The 24,889-nt window shown below is 70.1% G+C and carries 22 protein-coding genes and 8 pseudogenes; 15 read left to right on the top strand and 15 right to left on the bottom strand.

Annotation, left to right across the window (positions count from 1 at the left end):
• Window positions 1–51 precede the first annotated feature (51 nt).
• The gene (locus tag SNR22_RS26945; RefSeq protein WP_320069469.1) at window positions 52–504 is read right to left on the bottom strand and encodes a GNAT family N-acetyltransferase; all 453 of its coding nucleotides are present in this window, start codon (window positions 502–504) and stop codon (window positions 52–54) included.
• Window positions 505–1,236: 732 nt separating this feature from the next.
• On the opposite strand from SNR22_RS26945, the gene SNR22_RS26940 reads away from it, so the two are divergent.
• From SNR22_RS26940 to SNR22_RS26925, 4 genes are read left to right on the top strand one after another with little or no spacing between them, the layout of a single operon-like run.
• Complete coding sequence (locus SNR22_RS26940) at window positions 1,237–1,677, top strand: hypothetical protein (RefSeq protein WP_320069468.1); 441 nt, start codon at window positions 1,237–1,239, stop codon at window positions 1,675–1,677.
• Window positions 1,674–2,549: an MFS transporter gene (locus tag SNR22_RS26935; RefSeq protein ID WP_320069467.1), complete on the top strand. Its 876-nt coding sequence runs from the start codon at window positions 1,674–1,676 to the stop codon at window positions 2,547–2,549. The genes SNR22_RS26940 and SNR22_RS26935 overlap by 4 nt, the downstream gene beginning before the upstream one ends.
• A gap of 14 nt (window positions 2,550–2,563) precedes the next feature.
• Window positions 2,564–3,061 carry a hypothetical protein gene (locus SNR22_RS26930; protein ID WP_320069466.1) on the top strand — a complete coding sequence of 166 codons (498 nt, stop codon included), beginning with the start codon at window positions 2,564–2,566 and terminating at the stop codon, window positions 3,059–3,061.
• A 30-nt stretch (window positions 3,062–3,091) separates the two neighbouring features.
• A complete protein-coding gene (locus SNR22_RS26925; RefSeq protein WP_320069465.1) occupies window positions 3,092–3,322 on the top strand; it encodes an alpha-hydroxy-acid oxidizing protein in 231 nt (76 codons plus the stop codon).
• Between the two features lie 236 nt (window positions 3,323–3,558).
• Here SNR22_RS26925 and SNR22_RS26920 read toward each other — a convergent pair whose 3' ends face one another.
• Together SNR22_RS26920 and SNR22_RS26910 are read right to left on the bottom strand one after the other, a co-directional pair.
• Entirely contained in the window at window positions 3,559–5,904 is a 2,346-nt protein-coding gene (locus SNR22_RS26920; protein WP_320069464.1) for a chitinase C-terminal domain-containing protein, read from the bottom strand.
• Window positions 5,905–6,167: 263 nt separating this feature from the next.
• Window positions 6,168–6,931 (bottom strand): annotated as a pseudogene (locus SNR22_RS26910) (transposase); the annotation flags it as partial.
• Window positions 6,932–7,439: 508 nt separating this feature from the next.
• On the opposite strand from SNR22_RS26910, the gene SNR22_RS26905 reads away from it, so the two are divergent.
• Together SNR22_RS26905 and SNR22_RS26900 are read left to right on the top strand one after the other, a co-directional pair.
• Window positions 7,440–7,640, top strand: a complete 201-nt coding sequence (locus tag SNR22_RS26905) for a hypothetical protein (RefSeq protein WP_320069463.1) — start codon at window positions 7,440–7,442, stop codon at window positions 7,638–7,640.
• A 785-nt stretch (window positions 7,641–8,425) separates the two neighbouring features.
• Window positions 8,426–8,518 (top strand): annotated as a pseudogene (locus tag SNR22_RS26900) (IS5/IS1182 family transposase); the annotation flags it as partial.
• A 41-nt stretch (window positions 8,519–8,559) separates the two neighbouring features.
• Here SNR22_RS26900 and SNR22_RS26895 read toward each other — a convergent pair.
• From SNR22_RS26895 to SNR22_RS26885, 3 genes and pseudogenes are all read right to left on the bottom strand, one after another.
• Window positions 8,560–8,790 (bottom strand): annotated as a pseudogene (locus SNR22_RS26895) (hypothetical protein); the annotation flags it as partial.
• 26 nt (window positions 8,791–8,816) lie between these two features.
• Window positions 8,817–9,022 (bottom strand): annotated as a pseudogene (locus tag SNR22_RS26890) (hypothetical protein); the annotation flags it as partial.
• A gap of 348 nt (window positions 9,023–9,370) precedes the next feature.
• Window positions 9,371–9,589 (bottom strand): hypothetical protein, encoded by a 219-nt coding sequence (locus tag SNR22_RS26885; protein WP_320069481.1) that lies wholly within the window; start codon window positions 9,587–9,589, stop codon window positions 9,371–9,373.
• Between the two features lie 102 nt (window positions 9,590–9,691).
• Between SNR22_RS26885 and SNR22_RS26880 the strand changes: the two genes are divergently transcribed.
• Together SNR22_RS26880 and SNR22_RS29510 are read left to right on the top strand one after the other, a co-directional pair.
• Window positions 9,692–9,871, top strand: a complete 180-nt coding sequence (locus SNR22_RS26880; RefSeq protein WP_320069480.1) for a hypothetical protein — start codon at window positions 9,692–9,694, stop codon at window positions 9,869–9,871.
• 68 nt (window positions 9,872–9,939) lie between these two features.
• Window positions 9,940–10,050, top strand: a pseudogene (locus SNR22_RS29510) (DUF4158 domain-containing protein); the annotation flags it as partial.
• A 210-nt stretch (window positions 10,051–10,260) separates the two neighbouring features.
• On the opposite strand, the pseudogene SNR22_RS26875 reads toward SNR22_RS29510, so the two are convergent.
• Both SNR22_RS26875 and SNR22_RS26870 read right to left on the bottom strand, forming a co-directional pair.
• Window positions 10,261–10,739: pseudogene (locus SNR22_RS26875) on the bottom strand (nucleotidyl transferase AbiEii/AbiGii toxin family protein); the annotation flags it as partial.
• Between the two features lie 2 nt (window positions 10,740–10,741).
• Window positions 10,742–10,981 (bottom strand): annotated as a pseudogene (locus tag SNR22_RS26870) (hypothetical protein); the annotation flags it as partial.
• Window positions 10,982–11,264: 283 nt separating this feature from the next.
• Here SNR22_RS26870 and SNR22_RS26865 point away from each other — a divergent pair.
• Window positions 11,265–11,669, top strand: a complete 405-nt coding sequence (locus SNR22_RS26865) for a hypothetical protein (protein WP_320069462.1) — start codon at window positions 11,265–11,267, stop codon at window positions 11,667–11,669.
• Window positions 11,670–11,719: 50 nt separating this feature from the next.
• Window positions 11,720–13,471, top strand: coding sequence for a DnaJ C-terminal domain-containing protein (locus SNR22_RS26860; RefSeq protein WP_320069461.1), 1,752 nt, complete (start codon window positions 11,720–11,722; stop codon window positions 13,469–13,471).
• 164 nt (window positions 13,472–13,635) lie between these two features.
• Here the strand turns inward: SNR22_RS26860 and SNR22_RS26855 are convergent, their stop codons facing one another.
• The 7 genes from SNR22_RS26855 to SNR22_RS26825 all read right to left on the bottom strand — a co-directional run bounded on the left by SNR22_RS26855 (window position 13,636) and on the right by SNR22_RS26825 (window position 20,831).
• A complete protein-coding gene (locus SNR22_RS26855) occupies window positions 13,636–15,201 on the bottom strand; it encodes an NAD(P)/FAD-dependent oxidoreductase (RefSeq protein ID WP_320069460.1) in 1,566 nt (521 codons plus the stop codon).
• Between the two features lie 14 nt (window positions 15,202–15,215).
• Window positions 15,216–17,006, bottom strand: a complete 1,791-nt coding sequence (locus tag SNR22_RS26850) for an ABC transporter ATP-binding protein (RefSeq protein ID WP_320069459.1) — start codon at window positions 17,004–17,006, stop codon at window positions 15,216–15,218.
• Window positions 17,003–17,773 carry a class I SAM-dependent methyltransferase gene (locus tag SNR22_RS26845; protein WP_320069458.1) on the bottom strand — a complete coding sequence of 257 codons (771 nt, stop codon included), beginning with the start codon at window positions 17,771–17,773 and terminating at the stop codon, window positions 17,003–17,005. Before SNR22_RS26845 ends, SNR22_RS26850 begins: the two co-directional genes overlap by 4 nt.
• The gene (locus SNR22_RS26840; RefSeq protein ID WP_320069457.1) at window positions 17,770–18,336 is read right to left on the bottom strand and encodes a hypothetical protein; all 567 of its coding nucleotides are present in this window, start codon (window positions 18,334–18,336) and stop codon (window positions 17,770–17,772) included. Before SNR22_RS26840 ends, SNR22_RS26845 begins: the two co-directional genes overlap by 4 nt.
• Window positions 18,333–20,192 (bottom strand): alpha/beta fold hydrolase, encoded by a 1,860-nt coding sequence (locus tag SNR22_RS26835; protein ID WP_320069456.1) that lies wholly within the window; start codon window positions 20,190–20,192, stop codon window positions 18,333–18,335. The genes SNR22_RS26840 and SNR22_RS26835 overlap by 4 nt, the downstream gene beginning before the upstream one ends.
• 152 nt (window positions 20,193–20,344) lie before the next feature.
• Window positions 20,345–20,572 (bottom strand): hypothetical protein, encoded by a 228-nt coding sequence (locus SNR22_RS26830; RefSeq protein WP_320069455.1) that lies wholly within the window; start codon window positions 20,570–20,572, stop codon window positions 20,345–20,347.
• Window positions 20,573–20,609: 37 nt separating this feature from the next.
• Complete coding sequence (locus SNR22_RS26825) at window positions 20,610–20,831, bottom strand: hypothetical protein (RefSeq protein ID WP_320069454.1); 222 nt, start codon at window positions 20,829–20,831, stop codon at window positions 20,610–20,612.
• 161 nt (window positions 20,832–20,992) lie between these two features.
• On the opposite strand from SNR22_RS26825, the gene SNR22_RS26820 reads away from it, so the two are divergent.
• The 5 genes and pseudogenes from SNR22_RS26820 to SNR22_RS26800 all read left to right on the top strand — a co-directional run bounded on the left by SNR22_RS26820 (window position 20,993) and on the right by SNR22_RS26800 (window position 24,786).
• A complete protein-coding gene (locus SNR22_RS26820; RefSeq protein WP_320069453.1) occupies window positions 20,993–21,472 on the top strand; it encodes an XRE family transcriptional regulator in 480 nt (159 codons plus the stop codon).
• Window positions 21,462–21,974 (top strand): hypothetical protein, encoded by a 513-nt coding sequence (locus SNR22_RS26815; protein ID WP_320069452.1) that lies wholly within the window; start codon window positions 21,462–21,464, stop codon window positions 21,972–21,974. Before SNR22_RS26820 ends, SNR22_RS26815 begins: the two co-directional genes overlap by 11 nt.
• Window positions 21,975–21,989: 15 nt before the next feature.
• Window positions 21,990–23,156, top strand: coding sequence for an MAB_1171c family putative transporter (locus tag SNR22_RS26810; RefSeq protein WP_320069451.1), 1,167 nt, complete (start codon window positions 21,990–21,992; stop codon window positions 23,154–23,156).
• Between the two features lie 62 nt (window positions 23,157–23,218).
• Window positions 23,219–23,927 (top strand): annotated as a pseudogene (locus SNR22_RS26805) (IS256 family transposase); the annotation flags it as partial.
• 79 nt (window positions 23,928–24,006) lie between these two features.
• Window positions 24,007–24,786 (top strand): transposase family protein, encoded by a 780-nt coding sequence (locus tag SNR22_RS26800; RefSeq protein ID WP_320069450.1) that lies wholly within the window; start codon window positions 24,007–24,009, stop codon window positions 24,784–24,786.
• Window positions 24,787–24,889: the final 103 nt, after the last annotated feature.

Genomic DNA, 24,889 nt, shown 5'->3' with positions numbered 1-24,889 from the left:
ACGGCTGGGCCGGCGGGGCGCGGTCAGAGGTCAGAGGTCAGAGGTCAGAGGTCAGAGGTCGAGCTTGAAGCCCACATGGCTGGCCTTGAATCCGAGGCGCTCGTAGAAACGGTGCGCATCGGTGCGGCTGGTGTCCGAGGTCAGCTGCACCAGGCCGCAGCCGCGGTCGCGGGCCTGCTCCACCGCCCACTCCATCAGCGTAGCGCCGAGGCCGGACCCGCGCTCGCCGGACGCCACCCGGACCGCCTCGATCTGCGCCCGGGTGGCGCCGCGCCGGGCCAGGCCGGACAGGAAGGTCAACTGGAGGGTGCCGACCACCTGGCCGTTGCGCTCCGCCACGGCCAGCATCTGGTGCGGGTCCGCGTCGATTACGACGTACGCGGCCGTGTACGGGGCGGGATCGTCCGGGCTCTCCCGGGTGGCACCCAGCGGGTCGTCGGCGAGCATCGCCACGATGGCGGGTACGTCGGCCGCAACGGCGCGCCGGATGGTCAGGTCCCCCATGTCGTCACTCCCACTCGATCGATGACGGCGGAGCGGGCCACCCTACCGGGCGGCCGCAGCCGACCGTGCGAAGGACCTGCCGCCCGGGCGCCGGCCCCGGCGTTCACGATCGCGGCCGGCGCCCTCCCAGCCGGCGCATTCCACTGTTCCCGGTCCGGCTTATTCGCCCTCTGCGGCACCGTTCCGAGCCGCGTCCCGTTTCCGGATCGGGACACCCGTCATGCTGCGATCGGCCGGTCAGTAAATCACCAGGATTTCCTTCCGGCATGTCACCGTGCCGACCCGAGCGAGGCGCGCCGGCGCCGGCGGCGGCGCCGGCGGCGGCGCCGGCAAGCGCATTGCCGAAAGACCGTCGCATGCAGTCCCCATGTAGTCCGCAGCACATCCTACGAAAACGTCGGCAAGCGTATTGCCCGCTCCGCGCTCCGATAAGAAAGTGGGATGTCGGGCACCACGGCACCCGTCCTGGCGCTACCAGACGGAACGCCGTGGTCCATCGAGATCCGGCGACGTGATACCCGCGGCGCACGGCGCGGTCGGCTATCGGACCGAGTCGCTCCACACCGCCCTGACCTGCGTGACAACCGTCCCGCACGGCCCGCCCCTTCCCGGCCCCCTTCCCAGCGACCGAAGCGGAGCGGTGTCGTGCCTGCGTGCAGCCGTGTTCCGGGTGTCGCCCGCAGCTTCGGGAAACCCCGCCGGAACGGCCCGCGCGACCGTTGGTCACGCGCGGTGTTGACTCACTTCTCAAGGCACCGGTTGCCGGCCACCGCCCACGGCGACGCCGCCGAGGTCACCGCGGCGTGCCTGGCGTACGTCGGCTCGGTGGACGCGGACCGGGCGGGCCCCCGTACCGCCGACCGGGCCGCACGGCACCGGCTCGCCGCGCGGGCGTTGATCCTGCTCACCGGCGCGGCGGGTTACGACGCCGCCGCCGCACGGGCCCGCGGCCTGCTGGGACCCGTACCGGAGGGCCGGCTCGCGGCTGCGTGGCGCATGGCGGACGAGGCGGCGGCCGGCACCGCGGACTTGCTCGTCAACTCCGCCCGCCGGTACGCCTGGAATCACCTGCGCCGGCCCGCGCCCGAGGCGGCCACCCCGACCCACGTGCGTCGCTCGGCCGAGCTGGTGCGGGCGTTCGCGCCGTCCACCGGGGACGGTGACGCCGGATGATCGGTCTGCTGCCCCGCGACCGGCCCAGCCGGCTGCTGACCATCGGCACCGGAATCGACTCGCTCGGCACCGGCATGTTCTTCGCCTCGTCCACGCTGTACTTCGTCGGGGTGGTGGGGCTGCCCGCCGGGCAGGTGGCGCTGGTGGTCACCCTGGCCGGGGCCGTCGCCCTGCTGGTCCCGGTGCCGATCGGGCGGCTCGCCGATCGGGTCGGTGTCGGCCGGTTCTACGTCGCGCTGTTGGTGCTGCGCGGGGTCGGGTACGGCTGCTACGCGTTGATCGACGGCTTCGCCGGCTTCCTGGTGCTGACCGTGCTGCTGACCGCGGCCGACCGGGCCGGTTCCCCGTTACAGCAGGCAGTGGTGACCGTGGTGGCCGGCAACCGGGACCGGACCCGGACCATGGCGGCCATCCGGGCCGTCCGCAACGTCGGCCTGACCCTCGGGTTCCTGCTGGCCGGCGTGGCGTTCGCCACCGACCGGCCCGCCGCGTTCACCGCGCTGTTCCTGGGCAACGGCGTGTCGTTCATGATCATCGCCCTGCTGGCCCGGGCAGCGCTGCGGCACGCCGAGGCCGCCCGGGTGCCGGCCCCGCCGGCCCGGCCCGCCGATCCCGACCGCTCGCCGCTGCGCGACCGCTGGTTCATGGTGTTCACCGTCGGCAACGGCTTCCTGTCGCTGTACGACACCGTGCTCATCGTGCTCCTGCCGGTCTGGATCCTGAGCCACACCGGGGTGCCGGCTGCCTGGGTGCCGGTGCTGATGGCGGTGAACACCGTGCTGACCGTGGTGTTGCAAGTCTGGGTGGCCCGCTTCGCCACCGACAGCGCGGGGGCACTGCGGCTGCGCGCGCCCGGCTGGACAGCCTGGTAGAGCGGACCCTCGACGTGCTCGGGGTGGAGTTCGGGGCCACCCACACCGAGGTGGTGCTGACCGCCGACGGCCCGCGGGTGATCGAGACGCACGTCCGGATGGGCGGCGATGAGATCCCGGCGCTGGCGCACGACGCCACCGGGGTGGAACTGGCCGAGTACGTCGTCCGGCAGACGGTCGGCGAGGAGGTGCTGCCACAGCTGCGCACGTCGCTCGCTGCGGCGCCGGCCGGGCGGTCCTCGGCCATCTGGTTCGCCGCCGCGCCGGCCGCCGGGGTCCTGACCGCCGTCGAGGGCACCGAGCTGGCCGCCGAGGTGCCCGGGGTCACCGAGGTGCGACTGCTGGTCGAGCCCGGTGCGAAACTCGCCGCGCTGGCGTCGTCCGACGACCGGATCGCGTACGCGCGGGCGGTGTCGGACAGCCCGGGCGCCGCGTTGGCCGCCGCCCGCCAGGCGGTGGAGCTGCTGGAGTTCCAGATCCGCTCACGCGCGACCACCGGGCCGACGGTGTGAGCGGGCGGGTATCGCACCGCCGCGCACCGGGTGCTGGCGCCGGAAGTGGTCGACTACCTGGAGGGCGCCGCCGACGAGCACAGCCTGCGCCGCAACGAGCAGGCCTACCACCGGCTCGGGCTGCTGCCCCGGGTGCTGACCGGGCACGCCGGCGCGGACCCCGGCACCACCCTGTACGGGAGCGACCTGCCGTACCCGGTACTGCTTGCGCCGACCGCCGCGCATCAGCTGTTCCACCCCGACGCGGAGCTAGTGCTCTGACCACGAACGTTCACGGTGTGGGTCAGGCGGGTCTGTTGCGAGATCATCGTCTCCCCATAGGCGCGGCGCAGTGGGGCGACATGGCGATCTGCCGGGCCCGGACGCGTCACCTGGGTGGCGCGGCGCGGCTGTGCCTGACCAGCGCGACCGGCAGGAGTGAGTGAAAGGCGGGTGCCCCAGGGAGGCACCCGCCTTCGCATCAGCCCTGACCCTGCGGGATCAGGAGCGCTCCTCGGTCAGCAGGGGCCCTGCGAGTCCCAGGGGCCCCACTGCCCGCTGTTGGCCGGGTTGTCGCCCTGCGTCCACCACTTGGCCCGGTAGCGGTGTCCCTCGTGCGAGACCTGCTGGCCGCCGGTGTAGACGGTCGTCGGGTTCCACGTCGGGGCGGAGCAGGTGCCGGAGGTGGGGGACGTCGATACCGTGGGCGACGCGGATGCCGTGGGCGACGGAGTGACCGCGCCGCGGGCGTGGTCGGCCGTCAGGGCGTAGGTCTGGCCGCCGAAGCTGAGCGTGAAGTTCGATGGGCCGGCGATCGGCAGGCTGTAGTTGAGGGTGACCTCGGCGAACGAGCCTGGTGCGATGGCCGACGGCACGTTGAGCCGTACCCGGTGGAAGTCGCCCTTCAGTCCGCCGACGTTGCTGCCGGTGTGGCCGGCTGACACCACGGACAGCGCCCACCCGGACTGCTGTCCGAGCGTGCCGGGTGCGGAGGTGGGGTAGTCGAACTCGAGCTGGGCACCGGCGGGGATGGTGGCACCCGAGTTGTTGGTCAGGCGCAGTTCGGGGTTGATCGGGTAGTTGTTGTCGCCGAGCGCGAAGCCGCCCATTGTCGCCGCGACGTTTAGCGTCTGGGTCGGCATGGCGATCTTCGCCTTCCGCTCCCCGTACGGGCTGGCGGTCTGGAACTTGTCGTAGACCAGGTTGGTCATGGTGTTGCCCATGTAGTATTCGCCGCGCTGAGCGTTCCACGCGTAGTCGCCGGCCAGCTCCCAGATCATGATGCCGCCGAGGCCCTTGGCCACGACGTAGTCCGCCTTCGAGGCGATCGACTGTTCGTCCTCCGTGGACAGGTAGACCTGCTTCTGGGAGTTCCACAACCACGGCGCGACCAGGCTGGACGAGTAGTGGCGGGTGTAGCTGCCGGTCAGCACGTCGGTCGGGTCGGTCTGCGGGGTCAACCCGTACGCCTCCAGGTAGCTGCCGCTGCGCCCGTCCTGGAGGTTCTTCGCGTGCCACATCGGGTTGGCTCCGCCCGCCACCTCGGCACCGTTCTCCAGGTCGTGCCAGACGTTGTCGATGCCGATCGCGCCGTTGCCGCACGGGGTGGTCGATCCGACCGTCCCTCCTGTTCCGGCGGGACACTTGGTCTGGTCGGGCAGCGCGGCCCGGCCCCACAGTCCGTTGCTGCCGCCGGTCACGCCCCGCCAGCCGCGCGTGTAGTAGGGCACGCCGATGTTGATTCGGCCGGATTGCATCGCGCCCCGGAAGTAGTGGTACGCCCAGTCGGTGTTGAGGTATCCGATGTTCTGGTACGCCCCGTACACGCCGCCGGCGGCGAGTTCGGCGTCCTGCCCGTCGTCGTAGAGGGCGGCGTTCGGGCCGACGAAGTGGTTCCAGGCCCCGTGCAGGTCGTAGCTCATGATGTTGACGTAGTCCAGGTACTGCAACGTCTGGTACGACTCCATGCCGCGCAGCAGCCAGCCGGAGGCGGGCGCGGCGACGGTGACCATGTAGTACTTGCCGTCGGCCGCCGCGGCAGCGTCGAGCTTCTCCCGCAGGGTCCGCATGAGCACCTGGTAGGAGGCGTTCAGGCCGACCCGTTTGGCGTCGGCCTGGGCGAAGTCCAGCGGGTGGCCGGCCTTGTTGTTCGACGTCGGGTACTCGTAGTCGATGTCCACGCCGTCGAGGCCGTACGTGCGCAGGAAGGTGACCACCGAGTCGGCGAACGTGTTGATGCCGGCGGTGTTGACGGTGTTGCTGCCGGTCGTGGTCATCCGGTAGAAGCCCCCGGAGTCGATCCGGGTGCCGTTGGCCTCGATGTAGCCGCCGGTCTCGGCCCAGCCGCCCACGCTGACCAGCGTCTTCACGTCCGGGTGCTGCTTCTTGAACTTGTTGAGCAGGTTGAAGTGGCCGGTGTAGGAGTACGCCGGATCCATCTCCGCGCCAGACACACCGGGCCAGGTCATGTTGGTGGCCGGGTTGTTGGGCGCGGTGGGCGAACCGATGGAGATCTTGTTCGCCGGGTCAACGTGGGCGAACGCGTAGTTGATGTGAGTGATCTTGTCCCACGGGATCTGGTTCGCTAGGTATGCCGGTGCGCCGTTCTTGCCAGTGCGCCAGCTGGTGAAGTAGCCGATGATCCGTCGCTTGTGGTCGGCGCCCATGACCTCGCGACCATCGGTGTCGTAGACGTCGCAGTAGGGCGTGGTGACGCCGGGCGTCTGGTAGAGCCCGTCCGGTCGGCACTGCGCGTGGTCCACCTCGGCGGAACTCGCCTGACCTGCCAGTGCCACGACCGCCGGCACCATCAGCAGGCTGGCGGCGGCCGTGGCGATGAGATGCGGTAGTCGCCTCCGTCGCATGGGATGCCCCTCCAATATTCAGTAAAGAAAGTTAACAGTAGTGCAGCCAAATATATGCCGACATCGATGCCGGCACAAGGGGTGGGTCTGTTGCGTTGGGCGAAAGCATGATCGACTCCGGATTGCCCGGTGTGGTCTGCTTAGCCGGTGTGGTCGCCGTCCCGTGTCCGGTTCGGGTCCCCGCCGACGTCGGCGTTTGTCGGGTTCCGTTCCCGCCTGAGGTGATCGTGCTGGCGGTCCGTTGGTACCTGCGGTTCAACCTCTCGTACCCGGGATGTGGAGGAGTTGCAGGATCTGAGGTGGGCGAGGAAGCCGTGGCTGGAACCGGCCGAATCGGCGCGTAGCAGGATCGGGGTGCCATACCGATGCTGGTCGGGGATCTGGGCGAGGGCTTGGTCGAGCACGGTGATGTGATCGGCGGTGGTGTTCGACCCGGCCCGGCCGGGTCGCAGCATGCCGGCGAGGGCTTCGCCGGTGTTGTCCAGGAAGCACAGCAACGGGTGGAAGCCGAAGGTCTTCTTCCAGGTGCGGGTCGCCGATTCCTTCTCGGAGCGGCAGAGCACGATCGTCGCGTCGATGTCCAGCACCAGTCCGTCGACCGGCCGGCCGGCAGCGCAGGACTGCGGCCGGTCACCGCGGGTGGCGGCATGCTGGGCCCAGGCGACCTCGCGGGCTCGGGCCCGGGCGGACCGCAGCTCGGCCAGCACCGACTCGTCCACCTGCGACAACAGCCGCCAGGCGGTCGGGTCCGAGGCGACCGGCCCGAACAGGCCGGCCTGGTCACGCAGCGCCGCCAGGTCCGCGATGGCCTCGCCGCCGTCGGCCAGCATCACCGCCAGATCGGCAGCGATCCGGCCCGGGTCGTGTCCGCCCTGCTGTTGCCGCAGCCCGGCCAGGGCCTCACTGAATGCGCTGGTCAACCCGGTCACATCAGCGAGGTCGGCGAGCAACCGGGCACCGGCGTGACCGACCACGCCCCGGCCGCCCCGGTAACAATGATCTTCGGACGTGTTGCGATAGCCTTCACCCAGCAAGTGCCTTCCGTGACGGGTTAACAGGACTCTCGACAAGCCCTATTTTCCCTGATCAGGAGGCACTTCTTCGTTCTCGGTCCACTCCTTGGACAGCCCTTAACGAAGGGCCGAGGCTAGCAGCCGCGCCACGTGCTGTACGAGTTTCCTGGGGACGTCCAGGATGGCCCGATAGGCAATCACGTGGGGTCCTTCCTGGCAGATCAGATCCGTCGCAAGAACCTGTCGGGGGCCCCACGCCCTGTCTCTGCGCCATCCGTTTTGAACGCGTTGCCCGTGTCATCCCGAACTGAGCCCGGATGGCTGTTGAGATCACCTCACTCCACCTGCGGCCGCACCGCTTCTCTTGTGTACTCCCATTGCACCCGTGTATAAAGGAGGAACGGAACTGATTCCGGAACCGTGCGCATTCGGTACACTGGCGCGGTCTCGGAATCGAGGGAGGAAAGGAATGTCATGACCAAGATTGGGAAATTAGCCACACGTCTGGGCATTTTCAGTGCGATGGTCGCTGGCGCCGTGTCGCTGACGACGGCGGCCCCCGCAAGCGCCGCCCCGGTGAACGGCGGGTGGTTCACCTCCAGCACCGCCTGCTACCAGGCCGGCAGCAACGCAGTCGACCGGCCGGACTCGCGTTACTCCGACTATTCGTGCACCTATTCCGCCAGCCACAACCCGCACTGGCACCTGGTCCTCTACACCTGATGTCCACCACCGCACGTAGAGACCCCCGGAGGTTGCCGAGTGTTGATGTTGGGTTCGCCGAACTCGGTGTAGGTCTCAACGTGAGGGTCCTACCGGTAGGACTCGGTCAGTTGACTCTTCGCTTTTGCCGTGGAGCCGCCGGTGACCCCAGCTCTGGTGGCGTGCTCGCGTAACTCGACGGTGCGGCCCTGGGCGTCGACGATCGTGGCGGTCGGAGTGCCGCCGGTCGGCGGGTTAGGGGTTCGAGTCCCTTCGGGCGCACAAGTGATCAAGGTCGTGACCTGCAATAACAGGGGTCACGGCCTTTTTCTTTCCCATTTCGTGGCCGTCGGTCCCGTCTGCTGGAACGTTGGTGCTTCGTTGGTGCTCGTCTGTTTCGGCGGTGGTTTGTGCTGGGCTGCGTCTAAACTGTCGGTGAGTGTGCGGTGCGTGTACCGTGCCAAAACCTCGTTCGGGCGTGACCTGGCACTTTGAAGATTTCGCCAAGCTGCCCGGTGGTACTCGTTGATCACGCCGCCGAGACGTTGTCGGCGTTGGACGGGAGCGTCCATCGCGATGACGCCGGCTGGATCGTGGTTGGGTGGCAACTGTTGCCGGCCTTGATGCGGGCGGTGATCATTGAAGTGGTCCACGTACTCGCCGACCACCGCGAGGGCGTGTCGTTCGCGGTATCACAGCAACCGGTTGGCGGATCCAGTTGCGCAGCGCCTCGGGATGCACACCGAGTTGCTCGGGCCAGGCGCTTGATCACCGGTTTGGGGTCGCGAGTGTTCGACACACAGCTCTACAAGCAGCGCAACGTCGTCGAACGGTGCTTCAACCGGCTCAAGCAGTGCCGCAGCGTCGCCACCCGATACGACAAGACAGCCAAGTCGTACCAGGCCACCGTCATGCCCGGACCGGTTCCCGCACGTCACATCTGGGGGGAAGTCTTGCGCCGGCTGAGGTTGGTCGCCTGTCGGACCTCCGGTCGTAGCGCCTGGCGAATCGTCTCCCGGCTGTACCCGGTGACCCTTTGCAGGTCCACCGGCCGCCAGCCCGCCGTGTGAAACGCCCGGAGTTGCTCATCCCGCTCGGTCAACGCAGCAGCCCTGGTCGCCTCGTACCTGGCGACGACCGCGTGCAGATCATCCTCGGAGAACCGGTCCATGCCCGTAAGCCTATTGGGCTAGGCCAAGCACGCTTGACCAGCGGGGTGAACCGCTGCACCCACCGGTAGGCGGTGACGCGATCCGGCGCTGTTGCGTTGTCCGACCAGTACTCCTCCACGTCTCGGTAGGAGAGGTCGAACCACAGATACCAACGGCCGCCAGAACGATTACCTCGGGCGGGAACCGGAACCCGAAGAAAGCCGTATGCGGGCGGAGACCAGGACCGGACACGAGACGACGATCTCACCGGCCAAGCAGACCACACCGGGCAAGCTGGAGTCGATCATGCTTTCACCCAATGCAACAGAGCCTCTGGAACCATCTGCAGAAACCGGCTCACTCCCTCCGCCCGGCGCGGATCGGCGAGGCTGTCCAGTTTCTAATTGACATCCGCGATTGTGGCCATGACTGTGCAACCTATCGCGCGCCAGGCAGAGAAGCTGGCTCGAGAGTGCCCTTCCGAGCCGCTCAGGTCAGGGGCTGTTGACAACCCGATCATCGCGGCCCAGAAGGGCACTCTCGTCATCCACCCGCCAGCTCGGACGCCGCTATGAGCGGGGCCGAGCCACGGATCGAGGCTCAGGAACTTCTTACGCGGCGGCGGACGTTACGCACGCTGGCGAGCACGAGCAGTGCGCCGAGCGCGGTGGCCACGGCACCGGCGGTCAGCGGGGTGGCCAGGTTGCTGCCGGTGACGGGCAGCTCGCCCGATTCCAGCTTGACCGTGGCTCGTCCTTCCGCAGTGACCGGGATGCCGGTGTCAGTGACCCCGCTGGCGGTGGCGATGTTGGTGTACATCCCGCGAGGGGGTGTGCGCCGCCACCGGGCGGCGCGCCGGGCAGCGCGCCGGTCAGGCAGGCCGATCCGAACGCCTCGAAACGTGGGTCCGCAGTCGCCCCCGTGAAGGATTCGGTCACCAAGGTGCTCCCCGATTGGGCAGCAGCCGAATCGGGCACCGGTATCACCGCCAGCCCGACACTGATCAGCATCGCCGCAGCTGCTGCGGAAACCTGCCGCAACCGGCTGGAAAGCGCAGAAACTCCCATAGTCGTCACAGAACGCAGCATAGCTAGCAAATAATGCTGCCCGTACTTAACCGGACAAAAAGCATTTGAGGCTGATGTTGGCCCGGCCGTAGCTTCCAGTGCGACGAGGCGTTCGTGCGCCGCTTCCGGACGGGCCGCGACGTGCTGGGGGCGGCGGTGCAGTTGTGCACCTTGCCGTGGTTGGGGTTCGTGTCGGCGGCGCCGGCGGCGGTGGGCCGGTGCACGCCGGCGGGAAGGTGAACCGGCCGGTGGACCGCTCGAACCCCTAACCTTCTGATCCGTAGTCAGATGATCTTGCGGAGAGTGACGAAAGTCCGGTGAACTTTTGGCAGCATCCGAACCGGTCCGGCCGCGTCCCCGCAGGTCCGGCCTTACTTGACTGAAGTGGATGCGTCGCCGCACTGTCGGATTCGCCGAGAATCCCTGGTGCGCGAGGTTGAGGAGAGCTTCCTGGGTGTAGCGGCCGGATCGGAGCGTGGCGTCGATGTCGATGAAGTCACGGGCAAACGCTCGTCCGTAAAGCGCGCTCATCTTGTTCGCGACCGCATCGTCGGGGTGCAGGACCGGTCCGATCGCCATGAGGATGGGTTCGTTGGCGCGCCAGTCCACACCGAGTTCCACCTTGGATGCACGGTCGCCGTCGGTGACGGTCAGCCGGGCGAACGTGTCGTACTGCCGCTCGATGTCGACGGTCAGCCATCGTCGCGGTAGGCGTCCACGACGGCCGTGACCGCAGTGCCGAATTCGTCGCGGCGCTCCCAGGCGGTGAACAGGTCGACATCTTCGCTCGGACGCTCAAGCAGCCCAGCGGCCTGGACGGCGTAGCCGCCGGCGAGAGCGAAACCGTATCGGCGGGCGGTGGCGAGCCCGGTGCGGGCGAGCAGTTCGTGGAAGGCATCCATCGTTACGCGGCGTTCGTGTCGGTGGTGACGAGTTCGGGGAAGGCTTCCTCCCAGTGTCGTCGGAGTTGGGGTGGTAGCCAGAGGGTGGGCCAGAGTCGCCGGAGCTGGTCGGCATTGAGCCAGGTGTTCAGGTCGTCGACCGTGCCGGCTTCGGTGAGTACCACCTTGTACATGCTGGCCAGGCGGGCGGGCCGACTCAGGTCGTACTCGGTGTGGCCTGACCAGTCCAGATGACGAGGAAGCTTCTTCCGACCGGGTCGCTAGGGTGTCTCCCGGCGCTGGAACACCAACCCGACCCGTGCGTAGTGGGCTATGGATGGCCACTCCGGCCGGGAGGCAATCTGACCCCTGCAGGCACCCGTGCTGAGTAGCGGGCGAGCCGTAGAGTGGCCCCATGGTTGCCATCAGCTACGCCCGCGTCGTCCGCATCCCTGGCGTCGGCTACGGCACCGTCCACCAGCACCCCACCTCCTTAGCCTGACCGCGATCCCGCTCAGCCTCGAATCTGATGGAGGTATCCCGCCAGTGGACGAGATCAACGTGATCGTGGGGGCGCTCGCGGCCGGCGCGAGCGCCGGGGTGGCCGGCACCGCCACCGAAGCTGTCAAGGACAGCTACCAGTTGTTGAAGGCGTCACTGCAGCGCCGGTTCACCGGACGGGCCACTGCCCTGGAGCAACTGGCGGCCGACGAGACCGAGCCTGGGGTGTGGCAGGCCCGCATCGGCCAGGACCTACACGACAGCGGCGCGGTCGCCGACCAGCAGATCTTGACGGCCGCTCGGGAACTACTCGCCTTGGCCGACCCCGCCCGCGCCGCACAGTTGAACATCACCGTGGACACGGTTAACGGTGCGGTCGGCTCTTTCCATGCACCGGTCAGTTTCGACCAAAGGACACAGTTCCCCCCAGCACCGCCGGCAGCCGGGTAGAGGCGACGGCTGCCGGCACCACTGATCCGCCCGGCCTACGTCTACGCGACATGTACGGTGCGGTCGGGACCTTCTACGGCCCGGTCACGGTCGGCGGCCGCAACCAGGTCGACTGGCCATACCAGTCAGGGTCGATTCCTCCGGTTGCCGACCACTTCCAGCTGCGGGACGTGGCGGCCGCACTGGACGCGGCGACCGCACCGGGTAGCACCGCTGTCGTGTGCCAGCTGCTGTCGGGCCTCGGTGGCGTCGGCAAGACTCAACTCGCCGCCCACTTCGCCCGGCGGGAGCTGACCGATGGTGCGGTGGACCTGCTCGTCTGGACGACCGCCACGTCTCGGGCGGGCATCCTGTCGTCCTACGCCCTTGTAGGCAACCACCTCGGCGGAACCGACCATCAGGACCCGCAACGGGCCGCCGAGGAGTTCCTGGCCTGGCTCGCCAACACCGGGCGACGCTGGCTAGTGGTCCTGGACGACCTCACCGAACCGGGCGACCTCGCCGGGCTATGGCCGCCGTCAACGCCGAACGGCCGGACCGTCGTCACCACCCGCCGTCGGGACGCAGCGCTGCTGGGCTCCGGCCGCATCCCGGTCGAGGTGGGCATCTTCACGCCGGCCGAGGCCGAGAAATACCTGCGTGGCAAGCTGGCCGGCCGGGCTGACCTCGCCGAAGACGTGGAAGGGCTCGCCACCGACCTGGGCTACCTGCCGCTGGCCCTCGCCCAGGCCTCCGCATATCTGATGGACCGGGGACTGACCTGCGGCGAGTACCGCAAGCGGTTCGCCGACCGGCGACGGCGGCTGGCCGAACTCATGCCGGAGCCGCAAGCACTACCCGACGGGCACCGCGCGACGGTCGCCGCGGCCTGGTCGCTGTCGATCGAACTGGCCAACGCGATGACCCCGGCCGGACTGGCCCGGCCGCTGCTGGAGCTGGCCAGCCACCTAGACCCCAACGGTGTGCCGACCAACATCTTCATCACCCTGGCGGCGCTGCGGTACCTGGACGAAGGCCGGGGATCGCCCCCGCGCCCCACCGGGTTCCTGGCATCGTTGCGGCGGTCCCGGCACGTGCGACCGCAGGTCGGCGCAGCCGACGCCCGCGACGCGCTGCACTGCCTGCAGCGGCTTAGCCTGGTGTCGCTCACGGACGACGCCAGCGAGGTCCGCGTGCATGCGCTGGTACAACGCGCCACGCGTGAGCAAATTCCGCCGGATCGGCGGACTGCCGCGGAGCAGAGCGCCACCACCGCGCTGCAGCAGAACCGCGGGGCGGACGCGATCCTCCGGTTCGACCTCAGCCTTGAGGAAATCGTGTTCGGCGTCGAAGCGCCGATCACGATGGACACCACTGTCACGTGCAGCACCTGCGAGGGAGAGCTCCCGGCGCTGCTCGACTGCCGCGGCTGCGGCGGCAGCGGGCTGCTGAGGACCCTCCGGAAGCTGACCGTCAAGATCCCGCCTGGCGTCGCGGACGGGATGCGGATCCGGCTGGCACAACAGGCCGAAATGGGACGATACGGGGGAACCCGCGGCGACCTGTACATCGAAATCCACGAACTGCCACACGAACGGTTCACTCGTATCGGCGACGACCTGCACTGCGCCCTAGACGGCTCGTCCGTCGACCTCGCAACGGGCGGTATCCTGCCAATCGTCGGGCTCGACGGCGCGACGTTCCGGGTTCTGGTGCCCCCCCGCGCGCACCCCGGCACCAGGATCCGGGTGCCGGGCCAGGGCGTGCCGCACATCAGGCCGACTGACCCCAGGCGCGGCGACCTCTACATCACGCTGCGCTAGCCTCGCGGCGCGTAACCGGACGGGTCGTCTTATCGAGGGCGCTGTTGGCTTGAGGCAGAACACCCGGTCCGGTCCAGCCGCCCTTGCAGCACTACGTGCGGGCGCAACCGTACGAGGGATTGCACCAGATCCTCGGTGAGCGGGAGATTGATCCCAGCCTCCCGTCAATCGACTTTCGGGCCTTCAGCCTCTTCAACGGGTGGCCTGCTCACGGTCCTGACCGGTTCCCCTGCCGGGCAACGGAGCAGGTCGAGCGGGTCGGTACGGACACCGAACCGGTGCCGCAGCGCCCGCCCGGCGGCGTGCAGGCCGGACATCCCGTGCACGGCCGGGCCCGGCGGGGTCGAGGCCGAGCAGAGGTACACGCCGGGCAGCGGGGTCCGGTACGGGTCCCACCGGGGCACCGGGCGCATCACCAGTTGCCACGGCGTGACCGCCCCGCCGGAGATGTCCCCGCCGACGTAGTTCGGGTTGTGCGCGGCGGCCCGCGCCGCCGGTACGACGTGCGTGGCCAGGATCAGGTCACGGAAGCCCGGCGCGAAACGTTCCACCTGCGCCACGATCTGGCCGCTGACGTCGCGCGGCGAGCCGTTCGGCACGTGCGCGTACGTCCAGAGCACCTGCCGGCCGGCGGGCGCGCGGCTCGGGTCGACGACACCGGGCTGTACCGCCAGCACGTACGGGCGGTCCGGGTGCCGGCCGCGCAGCACGGCGGCCTCCGCGGCCTGGGCCTCGGCGGCCGAACCGACCAGGTGCAGGGTGCCGGCGCCGGCGCAGTTCGGTTCCGCCCACGGCACCGGGCCGGCGAGCGCGAAGTCCACCTTGCACGCGGCCCCGCCGTACCGGAAGGAGCGCAGCCGACGCGCGTAGCCGGCGGGCAGCCGCTTTCCGGCGATGCGCAGCAGCCCGGCGGGCGAGACGTCGAGCAGGACCGCGCGGGCCGGCGGCAGTTCGGCCAGGTCGTCGATCCGGACACCGGTCACCACCCGACCGCCGAGCTGCCGTAGTCGGGTCACCATCGCATCGGTGATCGTCCGGCTGCCGCCTACGGGGATCGGCCAGCCGACCGCGTGCCCCAGGGTGGCCAGCAACAGCCCGGCCCCGGCCGGCGCGAGCCGGCGGGGCGGGGCGATGGCGTGCGCGGCCACCCCGGCCATCAGCGCGGCGGCCTCCTCGCCACGGAAGCGGGTCGCCCCCACCGGCGTGCCCTGTTCGAGCGTGCGTATCCCGAGCAACAGCGCGGCGAGCGGGTCGCCGGGCACCCCACGCAGGTCGGACATGGCGGTGTCGACCACACCCTTCCAGCGCCGCACCAGAGGACCGAGCAGGGACAGCCAAGCCGCCCCGTCCCGGCCCAGCCCGTCGGCGGTACGGTCCAGGTCCCGCCAGGCCAGCGCCGCCCGGCCACCGTCGAGCGGGTGCGCGTACGCGATCTCCGGTTGCCGCAGCCGTACGCCGTGCGCGGCCAGGTCGAAGGCGCGGAAGAACGGCGAGCCGAGCGCCATCGGGTGCACCGCCGAGCAGACGTCGTGCAGGAACCCGGGCAGGGTCAGTTCCTCGGTGCGGGTGCCACCGCCGATGGTGTCTGCCGCCTCATAGACCTGGACGGTCAGTCCCGCCGAGGCGAGCACCAGCGCGGCGGCCAGCCCGTTGGGGCCGGAGCCGACCACCACCGCGTCCAATCCGCCGGTACCGCCGGTCCCCGCCCGGCCATCCGTCTCCGACCCCATGTCGCCCTCCCTCCTCAGACCAGTGCCTGCTCAGCGGCCAGGCTGGCGTAGAGCGCATCGGTCCGGACCAGGTCCGGATGCGAACCGACGGAGCGCGCCTCGCCGTTCTCCAACACCACGATCTGATCGGCGGCGAGCACCGTGGAGAGCCGGTGCGCCACCACGAGCACCGTGGTCCGGCGGGAGATGTCCAGGATCACCTCACGCAACGCGGCCTCGTTGGTGGCGTCCAGTTGCGAGGTCACCTCGTCGAGCAGCAGCAGCCGGGGCCGGCGTAGCAGCGCCCGGGCCACCGCGATCCGCTGCCGTTCCCCGCCGGACACGGAGAGCCCCCGGTGCCGGATCGGGGTGTCCAGGTCCCCGCCGAGGCGCTCCAGCAGGGGATCGAGCCGGGTGGTCCGCAGCACCGCGCGGATCTCCTCGTCGGAGGCGCCGGGCGTCGCGTACGCGACATTCTCCCGCAGCGTTCCGGCGAGCACGGAGACGTCCTGCTCGACGTAACCGATCGCGGCCCGCAGTTCGCCCAGCGGCCAGTCGGCCAGTGGCCGTCCGTCGAACAGGATCCGGCCCTGCCGCGGTTCGTAGAAGCGCTCGATCAGGGCGAGCACCGTGGTCTTGCCCGACCCGGACGGACCGACCAGTGCCGTCAGCCCGCCGGCCGGCACGGTCAGCGTGAGGTCCCGCAGGGCCGGCTCGTCCCGGTCCGGGTAGCCGAAGAAGACCCCCTCGAACACCACCTCCGCCGGCGGGCCGTCAGCCCGTCGCGCGCCCCGGGGGATCGCGGTGGCAGCCGCGGCAGTGGCCCGGACCGGCGTCGCCGGGGGAAGGTCGATCGGCTCGGTGGGCAGCGCGTCGATCTCGGCGATCCGGGTCAACGCCGCCCGCCCGACCTGCAGATAGGTGCTGGCGCCCACGAGCTGCATCACCGGCTGGCTCAGGTAGGCCACGTAGAGCAGAAAGGCCACCAGCGCCGAGACCGGCATCGCGCCGCTGGCCACCCGCACGCCGCCGACCCCGAGCACCACCAGGAACGCGACCTGGATGGCCAGGCCGGCGCTGGTTCCGGCGACCGAGCCCCAGCGGGCCAGGCTCACCCCCTGGCGGTACGCGGTGAGTGCCGCCTCGTCGATCCGGGCCGCCTCGGTGGGCTCGGTGCCGGAGGCCTTCATGGTGGTGAAGGCGCCCAGCGCACGCTCCAGGGCGGCGCCCATGTCGCCCACCGACTCCTGCGAGCGCAGCGCGGCGGTCCGGATCCGGGGCATCAGCAACCCCATGATCAGCACCAGCAGCACCACCACCACCGCGGTCACCCCGAGCAGGGCCGGGTCGACAACCGCCATCAGCAGCACCGCGCCGAGCAGCATGACTCCGCCGGTGAAGAGGTCGATCAGGGACTGGCTGGCGATCTGCCGCAGCAGCATGGTGTCCCCGGCGACCCGGGCCAGCAGGTCACCGGGGGCCTGCCGTTGCAACGCCGGCACGGTGAGCCGCAGCAGGTGCCGGACCAGACCACGCCGCCCGTCCAGGGCGACCGCTTCGGCGGTACGCAGGATCAGGTAGTTGCCGAAACCGAGCAGCACGGCGGCGAGCAGCACGAGCCCGGTCAGCACGGCCAGCGCCCGACCCACCCCCTGCCCGGCGGTGAGGCCGTCGATCAGGGCCTTGGCCGCCAGCGGCTGGGCCAGCCCCAGCAGGCTCGACGTGAGCAGCAGCGCGGCGGCGGCCAGGAACGGCCCGCGGTGCGGCCGGACGTACCCGGCGATCATGCGGAGCCAGTGCCGGTCCCCGGCCGGGGTCGTGCTCATCGCTCACCCCGGTGGCGGTAGACGTTGACGTACATCGGTTCCGTGCCGGTGAACTCGTTGCCGGCCCAGTCGGCGTGCCGGGCGACGCGGACCAGGCCGGCCCGCTCGGCATACCCGTCGACCTCGTCGGCGGTGGTGAGTCGGCTCAGTTCCGAGGCGATCCGGGAGCGGCCCTCCTCGATCCAGATGTGCGCCAGGTGCCAGATCCGGTTCTCCACGTCGATGGTGGAGTACGACAGCAGCCCGGTGTCCTGCCCGGGATAGGGGACGAAGAAGGAGTCCCGGGCCCGGCCCTGGTTGAGTACGGCCAGCGCGAACTCCGGATTGTGGGTCTCCACCACGAGGGTTCCGCCGGGGGCTAGCCGGGCGGCGGCCGCCCGCACGACCCGCTGCTGGTCCGCCGGGTCCAGCAGCATCGACAGCGTGCCGCAGACGCAGTAGACCAGCCCGTACCGGCGGTCGTCCGCCCAGTCGCGGATGTCGCCGTGCACCGGCGTGACCGGGCGGGGCTGGTCGGTGAGGGCGGACCGGAGCGCGTCGAGCATCTCCGGCGAGGAGTCCACGCCGACGATCTCCCCGACCCGGTCTGCCAGCGGCAGCGCGATCCGGCCGGTTCCGACGCCGAACTCCAGGGTGGGCTGCCCGCCGCCCGGGTGCAGGTCGGCGAGGAAGCCGACGAGCGGTTCCACCGCCGGGCCGCCGGGGAAGAGCCGGTCGTAGAAGTCGACGAACTGCCGTCCGTAGCCGATGTCGGCGATCTCGGTCATCTCTGGGTGCCCTCCGACAGCGGTACGAACGGGGATACCAGCAGGTAGTCCGGCTTGTGCGACTCGTCGTAGCCGGTGCCCCGGGCGATCACGAACTGGAACCCCCGGGGCTGGTCCGGCCCGGGGTGCTGCCGCCGTACGACGTGCTCGACGATGTCCCGCATCACCTCGTACGGCGTGGTGGTGGTGATGTCGACGCCGGGGGTGCCCAGGTGTCCGATGAGGTCGGCACAGATGTCGAAGATCGCCTTGTCCTGCCGCCGTTCCGGGAACCAGACCATCTGCCGCCACTGCCGGGGTGGGATGAGGGCGGTCTCGACCCACCGGGTCTGCTCGCCGTCGGCGGTGAGCACGCGGTGCAGCAGGTGGAAGTCGTGCTGCGCCGGCTCGGGGGCGAAGAACCGCCAGTTGCCGATGAGCAACCCGGGTACGTCGTAGCGGCGGAACCGATCGAAGACCTGCTGGGGGTGCTGGCTGAGCACGGTCACCCCGAACCAGCCGACCAGGCCGGCGGTGATCGCGGTGGTCAGCGGGCGCAGGTCGGAGCCGACCCGGCGGCTCACCGGTCCCCCTCCACGCCCGGCTCCATGACGTCGTCGACGAACGCGGTGAGGATCTTGACGACCTCTTCGGCCCGTGCGGCGTCGGTGAGGATCTCGTCGTGGTCGGCGTCCTCGATGACGTGTCGCTCGGATCGGGGCGCGGCGGCGGCGAACTCGTCGTGCAGGTCGGCCTGGACGGCGTCGGTGCGCGCGGTCGCTCCCGCCGTCACCACCACCAGCGATACGTCGATCGGGGGCAGCTCGGCGGCCTCGTCCTCGAAGCGTTCCTGCACCACCTTCCACTCCCGCCGGGCGGCGGCCCACAGTTCGGGGTCGCGGTACTGGGCCAGGGCGAGCTGGCGTACCGACTCCGGCAGCCGGTCGACCCAGGCGGCCCGGGGCAGCATCGAGCCGAACCCGGCCCGCAGGGAGCCGGGCATGATGGCCAGGGTGCTGGTCAGCGCCTTGCCCCCCTCGGCCTGACGCAGGGAGCGGCGCAGTTCGGCGGGGTGGCTGGAGTCGACCAGGGCGACCCCGCGTACCTGCCCGGCCAGTCGCTCGGCGGCGAGCAGGGCCAGGTAGCCGCCGAGCGAGTGGCCGACCAGGATCACCGGGCGCTCGCCGGCCACGTGCCGGGTCAGGTCAACGAGATCGTCCACCATGGACTCGAACTGGTACTCCCCGGTGCCCCGGTAGCGGCTGGCGCCGTACCCGGCACGCTGGTAGGTCACGGTGGTGAACCGGGTTCCCAGCGGGGCGGCGATCCGCTCCCAGTGCTCGGCCGTGGCGGCCATCCCGCTCTCCAGCAGCAGCACCGGTGCTTCGGCGCCCGGATCGGCCGGTTGCCCGGCGTACCGGTAGGAGAGGACATTGCCGGCGGCGGTGGTGAAGGTGCGCTCGTCCCCGCGTCCCCGCTCGATCATCCGCCGCCGCCGGATCCGGGCGACCTGCCCGGCGGCGAAGAGGGCCAGCCCGGCGGCGGCCGCCATGGCGGGCAGGGTGTCGTCGCGACGCACGCCGGTGGCGTCGCCGGTCCGCTCGCGGGGGCGGGTGGTGTAGGCGACCGCCGGGTAGGTGGAGGTGAAGGCCCAGAAGAACCGGCCGAGCCCCATGACCCTCGCATTGACCAGGTGGAACGCGCCGGCGGCGGCGAGCAGGTACGGCGCGGGGCGGCCCCGGGCTGCGTAGGCCAGCGGGAAGGCGCACTCCATCGCCAGCACCCCGTGGGCGGTGAGCTTGGTCAGCCTCGGGTAGCGGCGCATCAACTGCCAGACCTGCGGGTCGCCGTAGGTGAGGGTCCGGGTGATGCCGGGCAGTGCGCGCCCGCTGCGCCACGTCTCACTGGGCAGCTTGGCCCAGCCGGACACCGTGTAGGAGAGCACCGACTGAAGCGAGACGAACCAGAGGCAGGCGTCCACGACGGCGGGGCGACGCTGGCCGGCGCGGGCGACGGTGGTGAGCGCCTGTACGAGGAAGGAGACCTGGTCGGCACCGTCGCTGCCGTACAGGTGCTGGGCGTGCAGCGCGGCCTGGCTGCCGGTGAGCACGGCGTTGGCGGCGACCCGTTGCCGCCGGTTGAGCGGAAGCCAGAGCGCGGCCGCCGCGGCGGCCCGGCTGACGTGCAGAGCGGTGACCACCCGGTCGTCGGCGACCAGGTCCAGCGCCCGGGTGAGTCGGGGGGCGTGGGCCTCGAAGGTGCGCCGGTTCACCGCCCAGTTGTTCGCCCCGCCCCGCCGCCGGTCCCGGCCCCGGGTGAGGTACTCCAGGCTGGCGAAGAGGTGGGTCACCGAGCTGATCCGCTCGGTCCAGTTCAACACGGTGGAGCGGTCGAGGACGGCGGGTTGACGGCGTCGGTCACGCCAGAGTGGTCTCTTCATGGGGGCAGCGCTTCCTGACAGGGCGTGCAGAACCGGGGTGGGAGGGTCCGACGGCGGCGGCCGGGTGGGGGGGGGGGGGGGGGGGGGGGGCCCCCCCCCCCCCGGCCCGGTACGGCGGCAACCGGTCGCCCGGCTGCGTGCCTAACCGCCTGTTACTGCGGTCGGGGCGTAGGGCCGCCGATGTTGCGCCCCAAGGCGTATCCGGCGGCGAAGAGCCCCGCCACCGAGCCGACCAGGCCGACCCCAGCCGCTACGGTGACGATGGTCGCCGGGGTGGCCAGCACGGGCATCCCGCCGACCTTGTTGCACGCCTCGTCGGCGTCGATTCGGATCGCGGCAAGATCGGGATCCGCGTTCACCCTCATGGCGAGGACGGACATGGGTCACCTCCTGACTGACGGTGTCGGTTGTCGGCAATCACTGCGGCTTCGGGTACCTGCCCTCGGCCATGTTGCGGGCGATACCCACCATGTAGCCGGCGTGAAGGGCCACGGCGCCGACGGCGACGCCGAGCGCCACCGCGGGGGTGGCGAGCACGGGGGTGAGGCCGGCCAGCCCCTGGGCGGTCCGGTCCTCCTCGCTGAGCTCGCCGAACATCTCCAGGGAGATGTCGTTGGTGTGGTCGACAAGTGCGGTCATCTGATTCACCTCCTTCGGGTAGTCGGTTAGCTACAGTGGATGACGGCGCGCACGTCATTCATCTCAGCTAAAAATCGGTGAGTCGCTAGGATGTCCGCTGGAGTCATGAGCGTCAACCAGGTGAGCGAGATCCACCCGATCGGCGAGGGGAGGGGAACCACATGGACCAATCGCCTACAGGCACCCTCGCGGAAAAGATCAATAGACTCTTCGAGGTGATCCGCCGACCCGACCGGGAGCAGTACCGCAACGAGGAGGTGGCCACCGCCTGCCGCGAGGCCACCGGCGAGAGCTTCTCCACCACCTATCTCTGGCAGTTGCGCAGTGGCCGGCGGACCAACCCCACCAAGCGGCATCTGGAGGCCCTCGCCCAGTTCTTCCAGGTGCCGGCGGCGTACTTCTTCGACGACGAGCAGAGCTCCCGCATCGCCGAGGAGCTGGAGCTGCTCGGCGCGTTGCGGGACAGCGCCGTACGACAGATCGCGCTCCGGGCGATCACCCTCTCGCCGGAGGGGTTGGACACCATCAGCGACATGATCGACGCCATCGGGCGGCGGGAAGCGCGCCGGGCCGGCGCGGACCATCCTGGTCACCGCGACCGGCGCGGCATCGGCGGGTCGGCGGGCCGCGATGACGGTTGATCGGAGCATGTGGCGCCGGTGCCAGCGGATCGTCGACAGGCTGTCGATTCCGACGCCCTTCGAACCGGACGGGTTCGTTGACGCGCTGGCCCAGCAGCGGGGCCGGCCGGTCGAGCTGGTGCCGATGCCCGGTGGCGTGAGCCAGTGCGGCGCGCTGGTCGCCACCGACCAGGTCGACTACCTCTTCTACGCCACCAGCACCACCCGGCTGCATCGGGAGCACATCCTGCTGCACGAGGTCGGGCACCTGCTCTGCGGCCACGTGGACGACCGTTCCCTCACCGCCCTACCCCCCGCGCTGCTGCCGAACCTCTCCGCCGACCTGGTCCGCCGGGTGCTCGGCCGCTCCGACTACTCGGCGGCGCAGGAGCAGGAGGCCGAGCTGATCGCCTCGATGATCGCCCAGCGCGCCCGCCGTGGCCCGACCGGCGGCACGGGCCCGGTCGACCCCGAGATGGCCGAGGGGCTGGCCCGGCTCGGCTCGATCTTCGACACCGGCTGACCAGGGCGGTGCGCCGTGCTGACCTGGCTCAACTTCGTCGCCTTGAAGCTCGCCATCGTGGTCGCGGCCTACAAGCTCATCCCGGTGGGTGGCAGGCGTCGTACCGGCGGCACCCGCTACCTCTCCGCCTTCTTCCTCTGCATCGGGCTGGGGCTCGCCGTGATGGCGCACCCGGTCCTGGTGGCGATCAGCCGCGTCGAGCCGGTGCCGAACCTCGGTCGGCTGCTCGGCAACGCCCTGGAGATGCTCGCCGCGTACTTCCTCGGCGCGCTCGGCCAGAGCATCGCCCGCCCGGCCGAGACCCGACGCTGGCTACGCCGGCACGTTGTCCTGCTGGCCGGCGCGACCGTCCTGATGGGGGTGCTGCTGGTCAGCGCCGACACCACGTTCACGTTGAACTTCGTCAACGTGTACTCGCAGGACCCGATGGTGGTCGCCTACCTCGTCGTGTTCTTCAGCTACATCGCGGTCTGCCTGGTCACCTTCATCGCCAGCGTTGGCGGCTACGTACGGCACGCTGCCGCCGGGGTGCTGCGGACGGGGCTGAGCCTCGTCGTCGCAGGCTCCGCGCTCGGCATCGTCTGGGCGGCGTGGTCCGGGGTGCGGCCCGTGGTCACCCTGGTCACCGGCCGGTCCCTGGCCACCTCGCTGCCGATCGGTTCCACGCTGGGCTCGGTCTGCATGCTGCTCTGGCTGATCGGCGCGACCCTGACCGCCTGGGGTGACCGGATCACGGCGCCGCTGCGCTGGCTGCGCGCGCTGCGCCAGCTGCGCCGGATCGAACCGCTCTGGCAGGCGCTGCGGGCCGCGATGCCGCACATCGCGCTCGACACCGGCGGCGGCTGGCCGTTCCCCCGCGCGGAGTTCGCGCTCTACCGGCGGGTGATCGAGGTCCGCGACGCGCAGTTGACGCTACGCCCGTACGCGCATCCAGACGTGTCCCGCTGGCTCGGCCCGGCGGCGGACCCAGCCACCGTGGAGGCGGCGGTGATCGCCGCCGCCCTCGTCGGCCACGCCCAGGGCCGCAACTACCGCGTCGAGCACCCGTTCCAGGACGTGGACGCCTCGCTGGCCTCGGAAAGCGCCTGGCTGGCGCAGGTGGCCCGGCAGTTCGTCGGCTCGGCGGAGGTGGAGCGGGTCCGCCGGCTCGCCGCCGCCGAGGCCGACCGCGCCGACGTGTAGGGGCTCTTTACTTCCCGTGTGGTGAGCCTTTTCAAGCTGATCTTGCAGCGCAGGCGGGTGCGATCAGGGACGGGCAGGTCGCGAACCGGCCGGTGTATGTCGCCCTCGCGGTCACCGCCGACGGCGGCAAGGACGTCCTGGGGCTGTGGGTCGGCGACAGCAACGGCGAGGGGGCGAAGTTCTGGACCCGGGTGCTGACCGAGCTGCGCAACCGGGGCGTCGCCGATGTGCTGATGGTCGTGTGTGACGGGCTCAAGGGCCTGCCCGACGCGATCGGTGTCGTCTGGCCGCAGGCTGTGGTCCAGACGTGTCTGATCCACCTTTTGCGCAACTCGTTCAAGTACGCGTCGAAGGCCTGGGCACAGATCGCGAAGGACCTCAAACCGGTCTACGGGGCGCCCGGCGACTCCGCCGCGCTGGACGCGTTCGCCGAGTTCTCCGACAAGTGGGAGAGGAAATATCCGGCGATCATACGGCTGTGGGAGAACGCCTGGGCGGAGTTCACACCGTTCCTGCAGTTCAAACGCCGAGATCCGAAAGATCGTCTGCTCCACCAACGCGATCGAGTCCCTCAACGCCCACTTCCGCCGAGCCGTCAACGCCCGCGGCCACTTTCCCAACGAGCAGTCCGCCCTGAAGATCCTCTACCTCACCGTGTGCAGCCTCGACCCCACCGGCAAAGGCCGCACCCGCTGGTCCAACAAGTGGAAAGCCGCCCTGAACGTCTTCGACATGGCCTTCGACGGCCGGCTGACCAACCCCCAGCGCTGAACAGCGACGAACCTCGAACTACAGAATCCTAAAGGACGTCTCGTAACTCGGTAGACGGTCCATGGCGGATCATGTCGTGGTGCAGGTGATCTCAGCGGCCCACCCCGAATGGATCTTCCCGTTCACCGGGCTGCAGCCCGCCCAGTTCCGCAGGCTGGTCCGGCTGGTCGCCGAGCGTGGAGGTGACGCGATCGGTGACGGTCGGCCCGGCCGGCAGTGGTCTCTCGACCTCGCCGACCGGGTGTTGCTGGTAGCCGCGTACTGGCGTACGAACCTGACGATGCGCCAGATCGGCCCACTGTTCGGGGTGTCGCACTCCGCCGCGCACCGCGTCATCGACACGCTCGGCCCGCTCCTCGCCCTGGCCCCCCTGCGCTGGCGCCGGGTCGACGAGATCACCATCGTCGACGGCACCCTCATCCCCACCCGGGATCACCGCCTGGCCGCCCCGAGTAAGAACTACCGCTACTCCACGAACCTGCAGGTCGCCATCAGCGCCCACACCCGCCTCGTCGTCGCCCTCGGCGATCCGCAACCCGGAAACCGCAACGACACGATCGTCTATCGCACCTCCGGCATCGACCAGGAGTTGGCCGGACGGCCGGTCATGGCCGACGGCGCCTACCGCGGTAACCCAGACGTGATCATCCCGTACCGCAAGCCCGCCGACGGCAGCGCACTACCCCAGTGGAAGACGGACTTGAACAAGCAACACCGCACCGTCCGAGCACAGGTCGAACACGCCCTAGCCAGGATGAAATGCTTCAAGATCCTGCGCGACTACCGCCGCGCCGCCCACACATTGACCGACACCGCTGCCGGCATCGCCCACCTCCACAACATCATCCTCGCCGGGTGACACCAGCACCGTTGCCAAGCAACGCCTTCACTAAGTTACGAGACATCCTTTAATTACACCTTTTAGGTGACACACCCCGGGGGCAGAAAATGCCCCTTGTGAC

Origin of the sequence: Micromonospora sp. RTGN7 (genome assembly GCF_033804645.1) — a bacterium.
Lineage (GTDB): Bacteria > Actinomycetota > Actinomycetes > Mycobacteriales > Micromonosporaceae > Micromonospora.
This window is presented reverse-complemented; position numbering and strand designations above follow the sequence as displayed.